This is a genomic window from Geodermatophilus obscurus, assembly GCF_900143215.1.
In the GTDB taxonomy this organism is placed as follows: domain Bacteria; phylum Actinomycetota; class Actinomycetes; order Mycobacteriales; family Geodermatophilaceae; genus Geodermatophilus; species Geodermatophilus obscurus_A.
On record NZ_FRDM01000010.1, the window covers coordinates 138,321 to 155,107 of the forward strand.

At 73.9% G+C, this 16,787-nt stretch carries 14 protein-coding genes and 1 pseudogene; 4 read left to right on the forward strand and 11 right to left on the reverse strand.

Annotated features, from left to right (window positions below; translation table 11 throughout):
- Positions 1–20: 20 nt before the first annotated feature.
- From BUB17_RS12110 to BUB17_RS12125, 3 genes are all read right to left on the reverse strand, one after another.
- Entirely contained in the window at positions 21–1,208 is a 1,188-nt protein-coding gene (locus BUB17_RS12110; protein ID WP_072918267.1) for an acyl-CoA dehydrogenase family protein, read from the reverse strand.
- A gap of 167 nt (positions 1,209–1,375) precedes the next feature.
- Entirely contained in the window at positions 1,376–3,499 is a 2,124-nt protein-coding gene (locus BUB17_RS25490) for a serine/threonine-protein kinase (RefSeq protein ID WP_083606295.1), read from the reverse strand.
- Positions 3,500–3,638: 139 nt separating this feature from the next.
- Positions 3,639–5,948 carry an FHA domain-containing protein gene (locus BUB17_RS12125; RefSeq protein ID WP_072918268.1) on the reverse strand — a complete coding sequence of 770 codons (2,310 nt, stop codon included), beginning with the start codon at positions 5,946–5,948 and terminating at the stop codon, positions 3,639–3,641.
- A 251-nt stretch (positions 5,949–6,199) separates the two neighbouring features.
- On the opposite strand from BUB17_RS12125, the gene BUB17_RS12130 reads away from it, so the two are divergent.
- Positions 6,200–7,237: an NAD-binding protein gene (locus BUB17_RS12130; protein WP_072918270.1), complete on the forward strand. Its 1,038-nt coding sequence runs from the start codon at positions 6,200–6,202 to the stop codon at positions 7,235–7,237.
- Positions 7,238–7,240: 3 nt separating this feature from the next.
- Here the strand turns inward: BUB17_RS12130 and BUB17_RS12135 are convergent, their stop codons facing one another.
- Genes BUB17_RS12135 through BUB17_RS12140 form a run of 3 tightly spaced genes read right to left on the reverse strand, consistent with a single transcriptional unit; the run spans position 7,241 to position 9,171 of the window.
- Entirely contained in the window at positions 7,241–7,747 is a 507-nt protein-coding gene (locus BUB17_RS12135) for a mycothiol transferase (RefSeq protein ID WP_072918271.1), read from the reverse strand.
- A gap of 28 nt (positions 7,748–7,775) precedes the next feature.
- Positions 7,776–7,901, reverse strand: a complete 126-nt coding sequence (locus tag BUB17_RS28230) for a hypothetical protein (RefSeq protein WP_280173878.1) — start codon at positions 7,899–7,901, stop codon at positions 7,776–7,778.
- A 34-nt stretch (positions 7,902–7,935) separates the two neighbouring features.
- The gene (locus BUB17_RS12140) at positions 7,936–9,171 is read right to left on the reverse strand and encodes a serine/threonine-protein kinase (protein ID WP_072918273.1); all 1,236 of its coding nucleotides are present in this window, start codon (positions 9,169–9,171) and stop codon (positions 7,936–7,938) included.
- Between the two features lie 155 nt (positions 9,172–9,326).
- Between BUB17_RS12140 and BUB17_RS12145 the strand changes: the two genes are divergently transcribed.
- Entirely contained in the window at positions 9,327–9,905 is a 579-nt protein-coding gene (locus BUB17_RS12145; RefSeq protein WP_072918275.1) for a universal stress protein, read from the forward strand.
- Positions 9,906–9,966: 61 nt separating this feature from the next.
- On the opposite strand, the gene BUB17_RS12150 is transcribed toward BUB17_RS12145, so the two are convergent.
- The 4 genes from BUB17_RS12150 to BUB17_RS26840 all read right to left on the reverse strand — a co-directional run bounded on the left by BUB17_RS12150 (position 9,967) and on the right by BUB17_RS26840 (position 12,192).
- Complete coding sequence (locus BUB17_RS12150) at positions 9,967–10,467, reverse strand: DUF2505 domain-containing protein (RefSeq protein WP_072918277.1); 501 nt, start codon at positions 10,465–10,467, stop codon at positions 9,967–9,969.
- Positions 10,468–10,678: 211 nt separating this feature from the next.
- Positions 10,679–11,095, reverse strand: coding sequence for a DUF6069 family protein (locus tag BUB17_RS12155; protein ID WP_072918279.1), 417 nt, complete (start codon positions 11,093–11,095; stop codon positions 10,679–10,681).
- 117 nt (positions 11,096–11,212) lie between these two features.
- Positions 11,213–12,004 carry a phosphotransferase family protein gene (locus tag BUB17_RS12160; protein ID WP_175561347.1) on the reverse strand — a complete coding sequence of 264 codons (792 nt, stop codon included), beginning with the start codon at positions 12,002–12,004 and terminating at the stop codon, positions 11,213–11,215.
- 26 nt (positions 12,005–12,030) lie between these two features.
- Complete coding sequence (locus BUB17_RS26840; RefSeq protein ID WP_175561348.1) at positions 12,031–12,192, reverse strand: amino acid permease C-terminal domain-containing protein; 162 nt, start codon at positions 12,190–12,192, stop codon at positions 12,031–12,033.
- Positions 12,193–12,514: 322 nt separating this feature from the next.
- Between BUB17_RS26840 and BUB17_RS12170 the strand changes: the two genes are divergently transcribed.
- Positions 12,515–13,804: a hydroxyacid-oxoacid transhydrogenase gene (locus BUB17_RS12170; RefSeq protein WP_072918281.1), complete on the forward strand. Its 1,290-nt coding sequence runs from the start codon at positions 12,515–12,517 to the stop codon at positions 13,802–13,804.
- A 114-nt stretch (positions 13,805–13,918) separates the two neighbouring features.
- On the opposite strand, the gene helR is transcribed toward BUB17_RS12170, so the two are convergent.
- Positions 13,919–16,102, reverse strand: coding sequence for an RNA polymerase recycling motor ATPase HelR (gene helR, locus BUB17_RS12175; RefSeq protein ID WP_072918282.1), 2,184 nt, complete (start codon positions 16,100–16,102; stop codon positions 13,919–13,921).
- A 462-nt stretch (positions 16,103–16,564) separates the two neighbouring features.
- Here helR and BUB17_RS12180 point away from each other — a divergent pair.
- Positions 16,565–16,787 (forward strand): annotated as a pseudogene (locus BUB17_RS12180) (IS1380 family transposase); the annotation flags it as partial.

A 16,787-nucleotide genomic window follows, 5' to 3' on the forward strand; every position in this document is an offset into this window, starting at 1 on the left:
CGCGCCTCCGCCCCACCCGGTCAGCGGCGCTCGGGCCGCCGTCCGCTGATCGCCGACAGCCCGGTGATCTCCCGGCCCACGATCAGCGCCTGCACCGAGTCGGTGCCCTCGAACGTGAAGACGGCCTCCATGTCGGCGTGGTGGCGGGCCACGTGGTGGTCGATGAGGATGCCGTCGCCGCCGAGGATGTCGCGGGCGTCGGCGACGATGGCCCGGGCCTTGGCGGCGTGGTTCATCTTGGCCAGCGAGGCCATCGCGGCGGTCATCCGGCCGGCGTCGGCGAGCTTGGACAGCCGCCAGCACATCAGCTGCATCGCGGTGACCTCGGCGAGCATCCGGGCCAGCTTGTCCTGGACCAGCTGGTAGCCGGCGATCGGCTGGCCGAACTGCTCACGGCGCAGCGCGTGCGCCAGCGCCAGCTCGTAGGAGGCCGTGGCCAGCCCGAGCGCCCGCCAGGCGACGGTGTACCGGGTGCGGTCGAGGACCTGCGAGACGTCCTTGAAGGAGTGGCAGTTGGCCAGCCGGTTCTCCGCCGGCACCCGGACGTCGGACAGCGTCATCTCGGCCTGCCACACCGCACGCAGCGCCGTCTTGCCGGTCATCACCCGGGCCTCGTAGCCCGGCGTCCCCTTGTCGACGACGTAGCCGCCGACCGCGCCGTCCTCCCCGCGGGCCCAGATGAGCACGTGGTCGGCGATGGTGCCGTTGCCGATCCACTTCTTCTGCCCGTTGAGCACGTAGGAGTCGCCGTCGCGGCGCACGGAGGTCTCCAGGCCGACGGCGTCCGAGCCGTGCGCGGGCTCGGTGAGCCCGAAGGCGCCGATCTTCTCCAGCCGGGCCATCGCCGGCAGCCAGCGCTCGCGCTGCTCCTCGTCGCCCAGCATCGCGATGGACTGCATCGCCAGGAAGCTGTGCACGCCGTTGAAGGTGCCCACGCTGCCGTCGGCGCGGGCCAGCTCCGCGGCGACCAGACCGGCCGACACGTTGCTCATCCCCGGACAGCCGTAGCCCTCGATGGTGCCGCCGGCGATCCCCAGCTCGGCGAGCTTGGGCACCAGCTCGAAGGGGAACTCGGCACGCTCCCAGTAGTCGTTGATGCGCGGGGTGACCTCCTTCTCGCAGAAGGCGCGCACCCTGTCGCGGATCTCGATCTCCTCCGGCTCGAGGAGCTCCTCCAGGTCGTAGAAGTCAGGGCTCGACTCGCTCATGTGACCGACGCTACGCCGACTCGGGCCCACCGCCCGGCCGGACGGCGTGCGGCTGTCCCGGCCCCTCCTGCCCGGCTGCGCGATGAGTCCGGCGGTGACGGGCGTCCTCTTCTCCCCGCTCCACCGCGGCGTACCGGCCGGCCCGCACGACGCCTCGTGCTCCCGGGCTACCGGGGGAGCGCCGACTCGTCGGGGACCGCGCTGTCCGAGGTGGCGCCGGCGGAGGGGGTGGCGCCGGCGGAGGGGGTGGCGCTGGTGGAGGGGGTGGCGCTGGTGGAGGGGGTGGAGGGGGTGGCGCTGGTGGAGGGGGTGGCGCTGGTGGACGGGGTGGCGCTGGTGGACGGGGTGGCGCTGGTGGACGAGGTGGTGTCGGCGTCGGAGCGCGACACCTCGGGGCTGGAGCCCGCGGAGGTCGTGTTCTGCTCGATCGGGCTCTCGTCGGCCGACCCGGTGGGCGTGGGCGGAGCCGACGTGGGGGAGCCGGTTCCCGTCTCGCCCCCCGATGTCGATGCGCGTGCGCTCTCGTCGGCCTGCTGGGCCGCCGCCTCGGGGGAGAAGTCGAGGGCCACCCGGACCGTCTCCGGATCGGTCGGTCCGTCCTCGTCGCCGCGGCTGCCCTGCGGCCGCTGGACTACCACGGTGGCGTCCTGTGTCCGGTCGACGATGACGAAGTCCTCCACGACGGTGGGAGCCGGCCGGACCACGGTCACGGGCCGGCTCTCGAGCTCCGGCCACGTCTGCCCCTCGTAGCGCGCCCGGTCCCGCGGCGCGGGATCGCCGAGCGGGTTGCCGCAGGAACACCGCACCCGAGGAACGCCGCGATCGTCGACCAGCACCGCGGTTCCGGCTTGCAGGACGGACTGGAATGCACTCGCCCGGCCGTCGCGGTGCCCGTGGTTGGTGACGGCCGTGTCGGCGCGGAGCACGACCGGGGTGAGCGACCCCAGGAACGACCGGATGTCCTCGCGCTGGATGCCCTGTGCGCCGGCCCAGGTCATCGCCTTGGCCGGGTGCGCCTCGAGGTGGGTCGCCAACTCGGCGGAGTCGCAGGCTTCGGCGCCCGTGCCGCCGTACAGCCCCACCGTGTCCCCGGAGACGGGCACGTCCGCCGGCGGGGGCGTTCCACCTCCGGGGCTGCTGCCGCCCGCCACGGAGGGAGGGGCCGTCGGCGACCCGGGTGCCGCGTTCGCGTCCGGCGGCACGAACGGGTCCTCACCGGTGGAGGTCGCGGGCTCGGCCTCGACCCGCACCGCCTCGACGGACTGCAACATGTTGACGCCCACCGCGACAGCTCCTGCCGCGAGGACCATGAGGGCGACGAGGAGCACCTGCGACACCAGGCGTCGCGACCGACGACCCGACCCGGGCCTCCGCACCGATGCGCCGGTGGTCGCCATGGCGGCGGGAGCCGGCTGGGGCAGGTCCACCGACACCGTCACCGCGGCGGCCGAGGGGGTTCTCCCGGGACCACGCAGGGCTGCGGCAGCGGCGGCGGCCAGCTCACCGGCGCTCCGGTAGCGCCGGTCGGGGTCCTTGGCCATGCCGCGCGCCACGACCTCATCGAGGTGCGCCGGGACGGTCGGCACCCGCTCCGACGCCCTCGGTGGCTCCCGGCTCAGGTGGGCGTACATCAACGCGGCGATCTCGTCGGCCTGGAACGGCGGGAATCCCGTGAGGGTCTCGTACACCAGGCAGGCCAGGGAGTAGACGTCGACTCGGTGGTCGGTGGGGCCGCCGAGGAGCCGCTCGGGTGCGATGTAGTCGATGGTCCCGACCGTCGTCCCGGTCGTGGTGTGCGGTCCGCTACCGCCCATGGCGGCGGCCACCCCGAAGTCCGCCAGGTAGCAGTGCAGTCCCTGGCCGTCGTCGGCGAGCAGGACGTTGGACGGCTTGACGTCCCGGTGCACGAGGCCGGCCCCGTGAGCCGCGTCGAGCGCGGCCGCCACCTGGCCGATGACGGTGACGGCGCGGGCCGGTGTCATCGGCCCCTGAGCCGCCAGCACCTCCCCGAGGTCCCTCCCGTCGACCAGCCGCATGTCGAGGTAGAGCCGCCCCTCGATCTCGCCGGAGTCGTGGATCGGGATCACGTGCGCCTCGGTGAGCTGCGCGGTCCGCCGGCACTCCGACAGGAACCGCGCGCGGACCCGCTCGTCAGCGGCGAACTCCGGGCGCAGGCGCTTGAGAGCGACCATCCGTTGACGCACCGTGTCGTGTGCGCGGTGGACCTCACCCATGCCCCCGCGGCCGAGGAGTTCCTGGAGTTCGTAGGGGCCGAAGAGCTCCACGACCATGATCGCCGTCCAGGGGGTCGGAGGCGCTGGCTGACCCGCTGGTCCGCGGGGGCGGCCAGTCTGGCTCGGCCGTCGAGACCGTGTACAGGGTCGGCGGACCCGGCCGTCTCGCCCGGGACGGGCCCGCGCTCCCGGTTGCTCAGTGCCCGTGTCGGCGCCGACGTGGGTCGTGGCGCCGCAGCACCAGGCCCACCAGGACGACCAGCAGGAGGACCATGCCGCCCAGGACGAGAGCGTCCGCGAGCCAGGTCACGGCACTGGGCCGCCACAGCGGATCGTCCGTCGACGGCTGGGTCACCCGCAGGTCCATCGTGACCGCGCCCATGGCATAGGCCCACCGCGAGGGGACGGCCCAGGAGAGCTGCTCGAGCCCCGTCCGTCCGGCGAGGCCGAACAACCCGCCGGACAGGATGAACTGCACCATGACCACCACCACGAGCAGGGGCATGCCACGGTCCGCATTGCTGATCAGCGCGGAGATGAGGAGTCCCACGACCATGGACGCGACGGTGACTGCCACGACCGCGAGCGCCACCTCCAGCCGGCCCCAGGGGAGCAGTACCGCGCCGTCCGGACCGGGCCTGCCCACCATCGCGAGCGCCGCGAACGCCGCAGCCTGGACGGTCGTCAGCGCCGCGAGCACGGTCACCTTGGCCGCCACGTACGCCACACGCGACAGCCCGATCGCACGCTCGCGGTGGTAGATGGTGCGCTCCTTGACCAGCTCCCGGACCGAGCTGGCCGTGCCCATCAGGGCGCCCCCCAGGATCAGCACGAGCAGGAGTTGACGGGCCTGCACCGGATTGGCCCCCGCGACGGAGAGCCCTCGGGGGGCGGTCATGGTGTGGGCCAGGCCGCTCAGCAACACCGGCAGGAGGCCGAGGAACGCCAGATACGTACGGTCGGCCAGCAGGACGTCGAGCGTGCGTCGGGACAGCACGCGGTACTGGACGAGCGCCGAGCCCCTCCGCGGGGGAACGGTCTCGGTGGGGCGCCGGTCCGATGGCCGGCGGGACAGCCGGTGGTCGAGGCCCGAGCGCCGCAGCCGGTCGTGCCAGTCGACCGATGTCTGACGCTCCAGCAGCAGGAACACCTCGGCGAAGTCCGTGACCCCGAAGTACTCCAACACCCCGTCCGGTGGACCGTCGTAGGCCATCCGACCGCCGGGCGCGAGGACGACGAGGTGGTCGCAGGCCTCCAGGTTGAGGACGCTGTGGGTGACGACGACCACGGTCCGCCCCGTGTCCGCCAGCCCCCGCAACGTCTGCATCACCTGCTTGTCCAGCCCCGGGTCGAGTCCCGACGTGGGCTCGTCGAGGAACAGCAGGGAGGGCCGGGTGAGGAGCTCCAGCGCCACACTGGTCCGCTTGCGCTGACCGCCGGAGAGCTTCTCGATCCGCTGGTGCGCCCGCTCGGTGAGTCCGAGTTCCTCCAGCACCTCCTCGATGCGCCTGGTGCGGTCCTCCCGGGTCACGTCCGGGGGGAACCGCAGGCGGGCAGCGTGGGACAGTGCGCGCAGCACGGTCAACTGCGGGTGCAGGATGTCGTCCTGCGGGACCAGTCCGATCCGGTGCCGCACCTCGTCGTAGTCCGCGTACAGGTCCCGTCCGCCGTACCGCACCACGCCCGCATCCGCCGGTCGGGTCCCGGTCAGGGCGCCGAGCAGGGTCGACTTGCCCGAGCCACTCGGCCCGAGGATCGCCAGCAGGCTGCGCCCGGCGACCCGCAGGGCGAGGCCGTCGAGCAGGCGGCGTCCGTCGCGGGTCACGACCAGGTCCGCCGCCTCGATGTCGACGTCCTCGTCGTCCTGGTACGCCACCAACCGGTTCCCGGACAGGTGGAGGAGCGCGTGCCCGATGCCGATCAGGTCGCCTTCGACCACCTCGGCCACCTCGGTCCCGGTGACCCGCTGCCCGTTCAGGTACGTGCCGTTGGCGCTGCCCGCGTCGCGGATGCGCCATCTGCCACCGATGCACTCGAGGACGGCGTGGTGCCGGGAGACGAGGAGATCGTCGATGACGACGTCGTTCTCCGGGAGCCGCCCGACGGTGATCCGGGAGCCGGCGATGTCGTGCACCCCCGTCCTCGGGGCGTGGGTGGGCGCCGAGGACCCTGGCACCGCACCACCCCGGACCGGGGCCAGGGTGAGCACGACCCCGTCGTCCGGGTGGCCCAGCGCGACGGCGGTCGGGGTGGTGATCAACACCTGTGGCATCCGGCGGCCGTCGAGGAAGACCCCGTTGCGGCTGTGGTCGACGAGGAGCCATCCCTCGGCCGTGGCGTCGACCGTGGCGTGGTGCTGGGACACCTGGGCGTCGTCGACGGGGATCGACGACGAGTCGTCGCGACCGATCGTGAGCGACGTGCCCACGGGAACGACCCAGCGCTGTCCCCCCAGTCGGACCTCCAGGGGCATCGACCAGTCGCGGACGACCGTCTCCCGGTCCATCTCGACTCCCGTGCTGGGGCCACGCAGTGGCTGTGTGTGGTCGCACTGTCCCGAGCGGACCGATGAGACTCCCCGGCCGACCGGGAGCGCAAGGTCGTCGGCCTCGCCACGGACCCGAGATGCCCTCGACGTTGTCGCCCGCGGGTGCCTGGCGGGGGAGCGACCCGCCGATCGGCTCCGTTGATCGCTCCGCCACCGATCCCTGATCACGTCCGCTACCGTGCCCCGGGTCGTCGTCGGGGAGGTCGCAGGTGCCGTTCCTGGTCGCGCGCCTGGCGCGTCTGCTGCGCGTGCGGCTGCCCGGGTGGCGGCTGGCGCTGGCCGTCGCGGTCTTCGTCTTCCTGACCAGCTGGGCGGCCATGGCGGTCGTCGAGCCGGCCGGCACCGGCATCGCCGCGCCGGGCACCTACTGGTGGTACTTCGTCGTCACCGCGGCCACCGTCGGCTACGGCGACGTCTACCCGGCCTCGGCCGGCGGCCGCGTCGTCGGCGTCTACGTCATCGTCGGCGGCATCGTCACGCTCACCCTGCTCTTCACGCAGCTGGCCGCCGCGCTGCAGTCGGTGAGGGGCAAGAGACTGAGGGGGCTGGTCGAGCTGGACCTCGCCGACCACGTCGTCCTGCTCGGCTACACGCCGGGGCGGACGGCGCGCATCGTCGCCGAGCTGTGCGCCGAGGACCGCGGGCAGGTGGTGCTCTGCACCTGGGACGACGACGTCTCCGAGGACCCGATGCCCGAGCGGCTGGACGTGCAGTTCATCCGCGGCGACCTCACCTCGCCCGACGTCATGGCCCGCGCGAGCGTGGCCCGCGCCCGGACGGCGGTGATCGACGTCCGCGACGACAACGAGGCCCTGGCCGTCGCCCTCGCCGTCACCCACGCCAACCCGCGCATCCACCTGGTCGCCGCACTCCGCGACCTCGGCCGGCTGGACACGCTGCGCTACGTGCACCCCGACGTCCAGGGGGTGCAGTGGCACATGCCGTTCCTGTTGACCGAGGAGGCCAACGACCCCGGCATCGCCCAGGTCTACAGCGACCTGATGACCAGCGGCGGGCACGGCAACACCTACTCCACCCGCGTCCCTGAGGGCTTTCCGCACCGCACCTTCGGCGACTGCCAGACCTGGTTCGGGCGCACCTTCGGCGCCACGGTGCTGGCCCTGCGCACCGACGGCGGTCCGCTGGTCGTCAGCCCCGGCTGGGACACCCCGGTGCTCGAGGGCGCGACGCTCTACTACGTCGCCGGGCAGCGCATCGACACGGCCGCGCTGCGCGGCCGTCGCTAGTGCTCAGCGCCCCAGCAGGCCGCGCACGTAGGCGGCCTGGCCCAGGTGCTGGAAGTCGTCGGACAGCACGCTGACCAGCCGGACGCCGAGGGTGACCGGCGGGTCCCAGTTCGTGTCGACGACCCGGTTCAGGTCCTCGTCGGAGAGACCGCGCAGGAACGCAGCCGACCGCGCGTGCACGGCGCGGGAGTAGCCCAGCAGCAGGTCGGCCGTGGGCACCCGGACGGCGTCGACCTCGTCGGCGCTCATCCCGTAGCCGGTGGCCGCGTCGTCCACGGGGAGGCCGAAGCGGCCGGCCCACCCCTCGGCGGTCCACACCTGCTCGGTGCCGGCGACGTCGGCGACGTGGTCGTCCTGCACCCGCAGCAGGTGCCAGACCAGCCAGCCGACCGGGTTGGCACCGGGCTGCACCCGGCGGTTCAGGTCGTCGGGCTCCAGCCCTTCGACGGTGCGGGTGAACGTCTCCTCGATCTGCTCGTAGGCGTAGCTGAGGACGTCGCGGCTGCGCATCGTGCAGCGCTACCCGCGGGCCGGCCGGTCACTCACCCGAGGGCTCCTCCTCCGACGGCTCGCTCTGCACCTCCAGGTCGGCGGCCTGCTCGGGGGTCTCCATCTCCAGGGCGATGTCGCGGGGCTGCGGGGTCTCGGCGGATGGCGTCGTCATGGGTGGAGCATGCTGCAGGACGCGGCGGTCCGCGTCACCAGCCGAGCAGAGCCCCGGCGAGGACGACCAGGCCGGCCGCCACGGCGAGCAGCGCGAGCACCACCACCAGCACCGGGACGACCACCCAGCGACGGCGGAACCGGCGCTGCCGCGGCCGGTTGCCGGGCCGTTCCGCCGGCCGACGTCCCTCCGGGGGCGCGGACGGCGCCTCCGGCGGTGCGGCCTCCCGCCGCCGGACCTCCCGGCGCTCCCGCCGGCGCTCGGCCAGGTGGCGGGCCTGGTCCCGGGCATCCCGGGCCACGGCACCGATCACCGTCGCCGACGCGGCCGCCAGGGCGCGCAGGTCCGCGGCGTCGATGCGCTCCACCTGCTCGTGCTCGGGCGTCGGCCGCTCCGCCTCCGGCGGCGACGGCTCCGGTGACCAGGGTGTGGCGCCCTGCGTCGCGTCGAGGGCCGCGTGCAGCGCCCGGCGTGCCTGCTCGGCGCTCATCCGCTGTGCCGGGTCCTTGGTGAGCAGGCCGCGCAGCACCGGCTCGAGCGGACCGGCGTGGACGGGCGGCGGCGGCTCCTCGGTCACGACCGCCATGAGCGTGGCCATGGGCTCACCGCGGGCGAACGCCTGGCGGCCCTCGACCGCGGTGTAGAGCGTCGCGCCGAGCGACCACAGATCCACGGCCGGCCCCGGCTGCTCACCGTGGGCCCGTTCGGGTGCCATGTAGGACGGCGAGCCGATGATCGCGCCGGTCGTGGTGATCGCCGGGTCGCCGGTGGCGGTCGCGATGCCGAAGTCGGTGAGACAGGCCCGCCCGTCGGGGGCGACCAGCACGTTGCCGGGCTTCACGTCGCGGTGCACGATCCCGGCCTCGTGCGCGGCGGTCAGCCCGGCGAGCACGTCGAGCCCGATGCGGGCGACCGCCGGCCAGGGCAGCGGCCCCTGCCCGTCGAGCACCTCCTGCAGGCTGCACGACTCCACGTGCTCCATGACCAACCAGGGACGGCCGTCCTCCTCGACCACGTCGTAGACCGAGGTGACCGACGGGTGGTCCAGCCGGGCGGCGGTGCGGGCCTCGCGCATCGTGCGCTCGCGCAGCACCCGGCGCTCCTCGTCGGACAGGTGCAGCGCGAAGGTGACCTCCTTGACCGCCACCGGCCGGTCCAGCCGCAGGTCGGTGGCCCGCCAGACCACGCCCATGCCGCCACGGCCGAGGACCTCGCTGAGCGCATAGCGCCCGGCGAGCAGACGTTCGGCGGACGCCGGCTCCGCGGTCATGGGCGGACGGTACGCCGAGGCGGGCGGTCCCCGCGCCCCCGAGCGCGCGCCGGGACCGAGGGCCCTGTCGTCCTCTGGGGGGAACGTGCATGCTGGATGGTGCCGGTCGTCCGCGGGCACCGGGGCTCCGGCGGCCGGCCTGCGAGGAGGCCGTCATGACCGAGCAGGCGGAACGGGTCGAGGGACCCCAGGCGCGGGGGCGCCGCGTGGTCGTGGGTGTGGACGGCTCGGCGGGCGCACGGGCCGCGGTGCGGTTCGCCGTCGAGGACGCCGCCCGCCGGGGTGTGCCCGTCGAGGCGGTCATCGCCCACCGGCCACCCGAGGCGTGGATGGACTTCGACGCGATCGGTGACTTCGAGTACGACAAGGCGACGGCCGCGGCGGTGGAGCGGGCCGAGACGTTCATCGCCGAGGTGCTCCGCGACGTCCCGGAGCCGCACCCGGAGATCCACGTGACGGCCGTCCTCGGCTCGGCGGCGGACGCGCTCATCCGGGAGTCGGCCGGTGCGGACCTGCTGGTGGTCGGCAGCCGGGGCCACGGCGGGTTCTCCAGCATGCTACTCGGCTCGACGAGCATGCAGTGCGCGCTGCACGCGCCGTGCCCGGTCACCGTCGTCCACTCGCCCGAGTCGCACCGTGAGCGGCTGCACCTGCGGCGTCGCCACGACGGGGAGCAGGTGCGTGCCCGGCGGCGCCGCTTCCGGGGGGCCACCGCCGACTTCACCGGCCCCTGACGGCCCCCTTGCAGGGTCCCGCCGCGAGCTCGCGAGTGGCGGGGGGCAAGGGGGTCCTTTCTCAGTCCGGGGTGCCGAGCCAGCGGCGCAGCACGTCGTCCTCGCGGCGCAGCACGACCATCGCCAGCTCGCGGACGGCGGCCTCGGCCTGCCGCCCGACGACCGGCGCGTCGACCTCCGCCTCGCCGGTGACCGTGGAGCGGGTGCCGTCGGCGGTCGGGCGGAGCCGCCGCTCGCCGCGCACCGCCGCCGTCCGGCCGAGGATGCGCCCCTCCACCAGCAGGACCCCGCGGTGCCCGCCGTCGCCGTCCGCCGTCCAGTTGCGCCGGTCGGCGACGGCGACCTCGCGGCCGACGAAGCGGGTGAAGACCGCCGGGATGCCCAGCGTGGGGACGACGAGCCGCACCGTCGTACGCGGGTTGCCGCCGTCGGGGATGCTCTCCACCGACTCGAGCCGCGCACCGAGGGCCCGGGCGTAGTCGCGGAGGAAGGCCTCGTCGGTGAGGACGGCGAGGACGTCGTCCGGACCGGCCGGGAACGTGGCGGTGTGGTCGATGGGCACGTGCCATCCTGCGACGGAGAGCCCGCAGGCGCTCGTCGAGCGCCGGTCCGGCCCGGCGCTCCGGGCTTGGCGGGCCGGCCGTTCGGCTGGGTGAGGACCAGGCTCGCGGTCAGCCGGGGGTGCCGTCGGCGAAGCTGACCGCGCCGCGCAGCGCCCGGCCGCGGGTGATCGTGCGGTCCGGGGCGGCGGGCCCGGCCGTGCTGCCGACCGGTCAGTCCCGGCGCGCGGGAGGCAGGCGACGGGCGACGGCCGGGACGACGATCGCCGCGGCGACGAGGTGGGTGACCATCAGCAGCACCCGGGTGTCGGTCGTGGCGTCGGCGACCAGATCGGGGACCAGCGACAGCGCGGTGAGCACCACGGTCGTGCGCACGAAGGTGCTGCGCGGCTGGTGGGCGCGGCGGGCCAGCACGGCGGCCAACGCCACGCCCACCAGGGAGAAGACGACGGTCAGCACGGCGAAGCCGGACACCGGGATGGGCGCTCCGCTGACGTCGAGGCTGATCCCGGCGGCCGAGCCCGCGGCGGCGACGGTGCTGGTCGCGAGAGCGGCGACCGCCGTGGCGGCCAGGCCGGCGCCCACGATCGAGCCGGTGCTGCGGCGGGTGGTGGTCAGCGTGGCGGTCATGACGTCCTCCGGGGGGAACGACCGGCTCGGTACCGGCCTCTCACCAGGACGTCGAACGGCCGCGGCCCGGATCGACACGGTCACGAGGAACTGCTGCCGGGCTTGCTGACCGCCGGTTCAGGTGGAGAAGAGCCACGCGATGCTGCGCCGGGCGGCCTCGGCGTACTCCGCTCGGCCGGTCCGCAGGCCGTACTCGAGGTCCTCCAGGGCCGCACAGCGCGCGAAGAACTGGATCCGCGGGCCGGCGTCGGGCAGGCCGCCGTACGCCTGCAGGGCCTCGGCGAGGAAGGCGGGCCCGAAGTCGCGGTGCAGCCGGGCGAAGTCCAGCGCCGGGTCGGTGACCGCGCAGTCCGACCAGTCGATGACGCCGGTGACGCGCGTCCCCTCCGCGAGCAGGTGCTCGGCGCCGAGGTCCGCGTGCGCCACCACGCGCCGCGGAGAGGAGCGCGGCACGCTCGACCGGACCACGCGCAGCAGCTCGGCGGGCCCGTCCAGCCCTCCCAGCCACTCGGCGGGGTCGGCGTCCTCCTCGTCGACGAAGGCGCGCACCGCACCCGGGTCGACGGCGTGCAGGTCGCGCAGGAACCGGCCGAGGACGGCGGCGGTGCCCGGCGCCGGCGTCCGGGCGAGCAGCGGGCGTCCCGGCAGCAGCCGGTGGCCGAGGACCCCGGCGTCCCCGTCGGCGAACACGGGGACGGGGACGGCCAGCGGCAGCCGCGGCGCGAGGAACGCCAGCAGGCCCGCCTCGCGCTGCACGTCGGGGCCCTCGGCCACCCGGAGGACCAGCTCACCCACGACGAAGGCGGTGTTGTCCAGCCCGTGGCCCAGCTCCCGGAGCGGCAGGTCGGCGAGCTCGGGCGCGTGCCTCCGGAGCGCTCGGACGGCGCGTGCCGCCGAGGGCTCGGCCACGGGGCCCGGTGTGCCGACCGCTCCGCTCACTCGCGCGGCGGCGCGGGCACCGCGGGCCGGTGGTGCGGGCTGCCCGGGTTCAGCAGCGCGTGCCGGCGGTCGTGGGCGGAGTAGATGGCGAAGCCGATCAGCAGCCAGACGCCGAAGCGCGCCCAGGTCTCCCAGGGCAGCTGCGAGATCAGGAACACCGAGGCCCCCGCCGGACCGACTGCCTCGCCTGCCTGCCCATGCGTTCCCCCTGCGGTCGGACCAGGACGGTCGGTCGGGCACCTCCCCGCAGCTCGCGGCGGAGGATCATGCGGTGACCGCCGTCGTCAGCTCGTCGGGAGCGGGACGGTGGGCGCCGCATCGCTCACCGGGGCCCAGGGCAGGGAGCGGTGCTGTGGGGCGGACGGGCGGGGCGGTCCGATGGATGATGCGCCGGTTGTGGTGGCCACCACAACCGGCGTGCGACATTCGGTGCGACCGATCACCGCGCCGACCGTCGTCCGAACCGCAGAGAGGGACGTCATGAGCACCGTCTCGCCCGCCCATCCCGAGTCCGTGTTCACCTACGGAGCACCGCAGCTGAAGTTCGGGAGCGGGGCCTCCGACGAGATCGGCTACGACCTGAGCCGGTACGGCGTCCGGCGCGTGCTGGTGGTCACCGACGCCGGGCTCGCCGCCACCGGCGTCCCGCAGCGGGTGGCCGACCAGATGGGGCAGTTCGGCATCGAGGCGCGGATCTACGACGGCGTGCACGTCGAGCCGACCGACGTCAGCCTCGTCGCCGCCATCGAGGAGGCCCGCTCGTCCGGGCCGTGGGACGCCTTCGTCGCCGTCGGTGGCGGGTCGACCATCGACACGGCGAAGGCGATCAACCTGCTCACCACCAACCCCGGCGAGCTGCTGGACTACGTCAACGCCCCGGTCGGGAAGGGGCAGGCGCCGTCCGAGCCGCTGAAGCCGCTGGTCGCCGTCCCGACGACGACGGGCACCGGCTCGGAGAGCACCACGATCTGCGTGATGGACGTGATCGTGGCGCGGGTGAAGACCGGCATCAGCCACGCCATGCTGCGCCCGACGCTGGCCGTGATCGACCCGGACCTGACGCGGACCCAGCCGCCGGGGGTGACCGCGGCGTCGGGGATGGACATCCTCTGCCACGCCCTGGAGAGCTACACCGCGCGCTGGTACACGACCTATGAGCACAAGACGCCCGAGAAGCGGGTGCCCTACTGCGGGTCGAACCCGATCTCGGACATGTGGGCGGAGAAGTCGCTCAGCCTGCTGGCCGGCTCGTTCCGGCGGGCGGTGCGGCACGGGGACGACGAGCAGGCCCGCTCGGACATGGCCATGGCCGCCACCTTCGCCGGCATGGGGTTCGGCAACGCCGGGGTGCACATCCCGCACGCCAACGCGTACCCGATCGCGGGCCAGGTGAAGGACTTCCACCCCAAGGACTACCCGGCCGACGAGCCGATGGTCCCGCACGGGATGTCGGTCGCGCTGACCGCGCCGGAGGCCTTCCGCTTCACCTTCGAGGCGGCGCCCGACCGGCACGTCCGCGCGGCGCAGCTGCTGGCGCCGAACGCCGGCCTGCCGACGGACGCGGTCGACTTCCTGCCCATGGTGCTGACGGACCTGATGCGCGACATCGACATCCCCAACGGCGTGGGTGCGGTCGGCTTCGGCGAGGGCGACGTCGACGACCTGGTCGAGGGGACGATGAAGCAGCAGCGGCTGCTGGCCACCTGTCCCCGCGAGGTCACCGAGGACGACATCGCCGGCATCTTCCGGCGGTCGATGTCCCTGTGGTGATCAGCGCAGCCGGACGACGCTCCCGGTGACCTGGGCGGCGGGCCCGGTCTCCGACGGCACGCGGACCACCCCTCGTCGGTGCCCCGGCGAGCCCCGCACGCCACCCGGCCGACGTCAGGAGCTCGTGAGGACGACGAGCTGCTGGGTCGCGCGGGTCATCGCGACGTAGCGGTCGACCGCTCCCTCGATGCCCGTGCCGAACGCCTCGGGGTCGACGAGGACGACCAAGTCGAACTCGAGCCCCTTCGACAGCTCCGGGGGCAGCGACCGGACCCGGGGCCCTTGCCGGAACCCTGCCCGGAACGTGGGGTCGCCGATGACGCAGGCGGTCCCCTCGGCGTGCGCGGCGAGCCAGGTGTCGAGGACCTCGTGCAGTTCGGACGCGGTTCCGTGCCTGACGGGGACGCCGCTGCGGCGGACGGAGGTCGGCACGTTGGCGTCCGGCAGCACGGCGCGGATGACGGGCTCGGCCTCCGCCATGACCTCCTCCGGCGTCCGGTAGTTGATGGTCAGCGAGGCCACCTCGACCCGGTCGAGCCCGATCCGCCCGAGCCGTTCCTGCCACGACCCCGGAAAGCCGTGCCGGGCCTGCGCGCGGTCCCCGACGATGGTGAAGCTCCGGGAGGGGCAGCGCAGCAGCAGCATCTGCCACTCCGCGTCGGTCAGCTCCTGGGCCTCGTCGACGACGACGTGCGCGAACGGGCCGGCGAGCAGGTCCGGATCGGCGGTGGGCAGCGCGGCCTCGTCGACCAGGGCATCGCGCAGGTCCTCGTGGCGCAGGCTCGTCATCAGCAGCAGCTCGGAGTCGTCCGCCGCGATCAGCTCGTCGATGACGCCGGCCATGCGCTCGCGCTCGGCGGCCACGACGGCGTCGTGCCGTCGCTTGCGCCCGAACGCACCCGGGTCGCCGAGCCGCTGCCGTGCCGCGTCCAGGAACGGCAGGTCGGACACCGTCCAGGCCCGGGCGTCCGCCCGCTGCAGCGCTCGCACGTCGTCGGGGCGGAGCCAGGGGGCGCACCTGCGCAGGTACGCCGGTACCGACCAGAGGTCCCCGACGAGGTCGGTCGCCTCGAGCACCGGCCAGGCGCGGTCGAAGGCCGCGACGAGCTCCCTGTTCCGCTGCAGCGACGTCCGCACCTGAGCGGCCGAGACGTCGCCGTCGTCCTCGTCCGCGACGTCGTCGTGCTGGTCCACGAGGATCGTGAGCAGCTGGTCCCAGACCTGCTCGCGCGCCTCGTTGTGCGGCGTCCCGGGATCCGGCGCCTCGAGGGCCTCGGCCCAGTCGTCGGCGCTCAACCGGAGGTCGGCCCACGGGGTCGAGATCGTCGTCCCCCTGGTCGGGGGCTCCTCGTAGAACCGGACGGCCGTCTCGATCATCGTTCCCACGTCCATGGACGCCTTCAGGTCGGCCACGTGCGGATCGGGTTCGACCCCCGCTGCGGCCCCCTCGGGGACGAGGTCGCGCAGGGTGCAGGTCTGCACGCCCTCCTCGCCGAGGCTGGGGAGGACGTCGGCCACGTAGGCCAGGTAGGGCTGGTGCGGACCGACGAACAGCACGCCGCCCCGGCGGTGCCCGAGGCGGGGGTCGGCATGGAGGAGGTAGGCGGTGCGGTGCAGCGCGACGACGGTCTTCCCGGTCCCCGGCCCGCCGTCGACGACGAGGGCGCCCTGGGACCCCGCACGGATGATCGCGTCCTGGTCTGCCTGGATGGTGCCGAGCACGTCCCGCATCCGCGGCGAGCGGCTGCTGCCCAGGCTGGCGATGAAAGCGGACTGGTCGTCGAGCGCGGCGGCGTGCCCGATCAGCCCTTCGGCGGTGAACACCTCGTCCCAGTAGTCGGTGACCCGGCCGCGGGTCCACCGGTACCTGCGGCGGCTCGCCACACCCATCGGGTTGCCGTGGGTCGCGCCGAAGAACGGCTCGGCGGCGGGGGAGCGCCAGTCCAGCAGCAGCCGGCGGCCCGTGCTGTCGGTGAGCCCGAGTCGCCCGACGTACACGGGCTCGGGGTCGTCCGTGCGGACGAAGTGCCCGAGACACAGGTCCAGACCGAAGCGACGCAGGGCACGCAGGCGGGCGGTCAGCCGGTGCACCTCCAGGTCCCGGTCCAGCGCCTCCTGGCCGGAGCCACCGGGCGCCTTCCGCTCGGTGTCGAGCCGGTCGGACAGGTCGGCGATGGACTGCTGGAGGCTCTCCGCGATGGCCGCGAAGTGCTGCTCGTCGCCGGCGATCAGCGCCGGGTCGGCCTTGGCGGAGAGGTGGTCGGGGAGGTCGAACGCGCTGGTGGTCAGGGGGATCACGTCATCAGCTCCGAAGAGAGGCGTTTCCGACCACCGCGTGCAGCGGTGCGACTGGACCGCTGCCGCAGAGGTCGGCCTCGGTCGGCGATTCTGCGGCTCGACCCGGGTCTTGCCACAAGCCCCCCGGTGCGCTATACGTTCGAGTGGGACGAGATGTAGTTCTTCTCTCCACCCGGGCCTTCTCTCTCCGCGACTGCTGACCGTCGCGGATCCGGCAGGCACGACATCCGGCACACCGCAACGAGCCTTCGGTTGACGCGTGGTGCCCGTGTGATGGCGGTGCCGGGGATCCCCGGTCGACCTCCGCCGCGGTGGTCGACGCTCAGGCTGCCTCGACGACTGAGCCTCGATCCGCCGATGATCTTGGCCAATTGATCATCGAGTAGAGACGAATGCCCCTGTCGCCAGGGAGGATGGGACTTGCGACGGTTCCATCGGCTGGCAGGCAGGGGCATCCGGTAAATGCGAGTCTTCCACAAGCTCAGCGCGGTTTTCGATGACCCGAACCTGATCTCGGTCGCCGGTCTGGCGCCGGTGATGGCGCTGGCCGAACGGGCCGGACTGCAGGAGTTGGTCGCCGAGCACGTCACGGTGCCGGGCTCGGCCGGAGCGAACGCCGCGGTCAAGGTGCCGGCGCTGGTCGCCGGGATGGTCGCCGGCGCGGACTCGATCAGTGACCTGGATC